The sequence below is a fragment of the Actinosynnema sp. NPDC037264 genome (genome assembly GCF_055603705.1).
This window is the reverse complement of sequence record NZ_JBVJVK010000039.1, coordinates 46,980-49,234: the sequence shown is the minus strand read 5'-3', so window position 1 is coordinate 49,234 and position 2,255 is coordinate 46,980. Positions and strand designations below refer to the sequence as shown.

Here is a 2,255-nt window from a genome sequence, read left to right as displayed (position 1 = left end):
GCCAAACGCCGCGTGGTGGCGTTGGTGGCTTGAGAGTGGTGTCCCCAACGGGGGGTGGGTTCCCCCCCCCCCCCCCCCCTTTTTTCCCCCCCCCCCCCCCTCCCCGCCCCCCCCCCCCCCCCCGCCGCTCAACCCGAGGAGAACAAGTGCGACAACGCCTCAGCAGATTCGCCGCGCGCGCCGCGGCCCTGATCACCGCCGCGCTGGTCACCGCCGCGCTGCTGCCGGCCGGCCAGGCCGTCGCGGAGTCCAACGGCGGGGTGCGGGTCATGCCGTTGGGCGACTCGATCACCGAGGGCACGCAGGTGCCCGGTGGTTACCGGATCGGGCTGTGGCAGCGGTTCGGGTCCGGCAACTACCGGGTGGACTTCGTCGGTTCGCAGTTCAACGGTCCCGGCTCGCTCGGGGACCACGACCACCAGGGCCACCCCGGTTGGCGGATCGACCAGATCGACGCGAACGTCGTCAACTGGCTGCGGAACACGACACCGCGCACGGTGCTGCTGCACATCGGCACCAACGACATCCTGCAGAACTACAACGTGGCCGGCGCGCCCGCCCGCCTGTCGGCGCTCGTCGACCGCATCACCGCGACGGTGCCGAACGCGGACGTGTTCGTCGCGACGATCATCCCGCTGGCCAACTCCGGGCAGAACACCGCCGCCCGGAACTTCAACGCCACCATCCCGAGCATGGTGCAGAGCAAGGTCGCCGCGGGCAAGCGCGTGCGCATGGTGGACATGCACGCCGCGTTGACGACGGCCGACCTGATCGACGGCGTCCACCCGACCGCCACCGGCTACGACAAGATGGCCGCGACCTGGTACAACGCGTTGCGCGCCGTGCCCGGGAGCATCGGCGACCCCGTTGCCCCGCAGGGCAGGCAGGTCGTCGGCGCGGGGTCGGGGCGCTGCCTCGACGTGCCGGGTTCGACGACCACCAATGGCACGCAGCTGCAGCTGTGGGACTGCCACGGCCAACCCAACCAGTCCTGGACGCACACCTCCGGCAAGCAGCTGGTCGTCTACGGCACCAAGTGCCTGGACGCGTACGGCCGCGGCACGACGAACGGCACGCAGGTGGTGATCTGGGACTGCCACGGCGACACCAACCAGCAGTGGAACGTCAACGCCAACGGCACCATCACCAACGTGCTGTCCGGCCTGTGCCTGGACGCGGTCAACCACGGCACCGCCAACGGCACCAAGCTGGCCCTGTGGACCTGCTCCGGGCAGGCCAACCAGCAGTGGACCCTCCGCACGCCGGCCTGACCGCGACGCGGAGAAGCGCCCACCGGGTAGTTCGACGGCGATTCGAAGAATCACCGATCCCCGGTGGGCGCTTGCGCGCAACCCACTCGACGGAAGCTTTCGGCCGCGAATTTCCGAGAGAAAGGTGGAGCTCCATGCTGAAGAGGTTCGTGGTAGCCGTGGTGGCCGCCGCCGCACTGGCCGTGCCGACCACCGGCACCGCGCAGGCGGCCGGCAGCTGCGCGGACTTCTACTCGATCACCATGGGCAAGTACTGGGTCAACAACAACGTGTGGGGCCAGGACTCGGGCCAGGGGTGGCAGTGCGTGTGGGACGTGTCGTCCGGCGGCTCGATCTCGTGGGGCACGAGCTGGGACTGGAGCGGCGGGCCGGGGCAGGTGAAGTCCTACGCGAGCTCGGTGCTCGGCTGGCACTGGGGCACCAAGCCGGCGAACACCGGCCTGCCGGTCCGGTTGGCGGACAACCGGTCGGTGAACACGGGCGCGAACTACACCGTCCGGCAGAACACGGCGAACGTCATGAACGTCGCCTACGACCTGTGGCTGCACCCGGTGTCCAACCCCGGCACCGCCAACCCGTCCGACGAGATCATGATCTGGACCTACCGCGCCGGCGGCGCCGGGCCGGTCGGCACGCGGCAGGCCACCGTGTCGATCGCCGGCGCCACCTGGGACCTGTACCGGGGCAACATCGGCTGGGAGGTCTACTCGTTCGTCCGGACGGGCAACACCACCTCGGCCGCGTTCAACCTGCGCGACTTCACCTCGCACCTGGTCAACCGCGGGTGGTTGAGCAACCAGAAGTACCTCACCAGCGTGCAGCACGGCGCGGAGGTCTTCAGCGGCAACGGGCAGCTGGACGTGCACTCCTACTACGCCAACGTCGGCTGACCGCCCGGTGGGGGGGGGGGGGGGGGGGGGGGGGGGGGGGGGGAGGGGATAGCGCCCCGACGGGAGAGGGGGGGGGGGGAGGAGGGGGGAGGGG

Annotated in this window: 2 protein-coding genes; both read left to right on the top strand. The window is 70.5% G+C overall.

Translation table 11 applies throughout. The annotated features are described in order from the left end of the window. Positions 1–146: 146 nt before the first annotated feature. Positions 147–1,271: a ricin-type beta-trefoil lectin domain protein gene (locus tag ACZ7GX_RS31620; RefSeq protein WP_498781952.1), complete on the top strand. Its 1,125-nt coding sequence runs from the start codon at positions 147–149 to the stop codon at positions 1,269–1,271. A gap of 134 nt (positions 1,272–1,405) precedes the next feature. Then, positions 1,406–2,161, top strand: a complete 756-nt coding sequence (locus ACZ7GX_RS31615) for a GH12 family glycosyl hydrolase domain-containing protein (RefSeq protein ID WP_498781950.1) — start codon at positions 1,406–1,408, stop codon at positions 2,159–2,161. Positions 2,162–2,255: the final 94 nt, after the last annotated feature.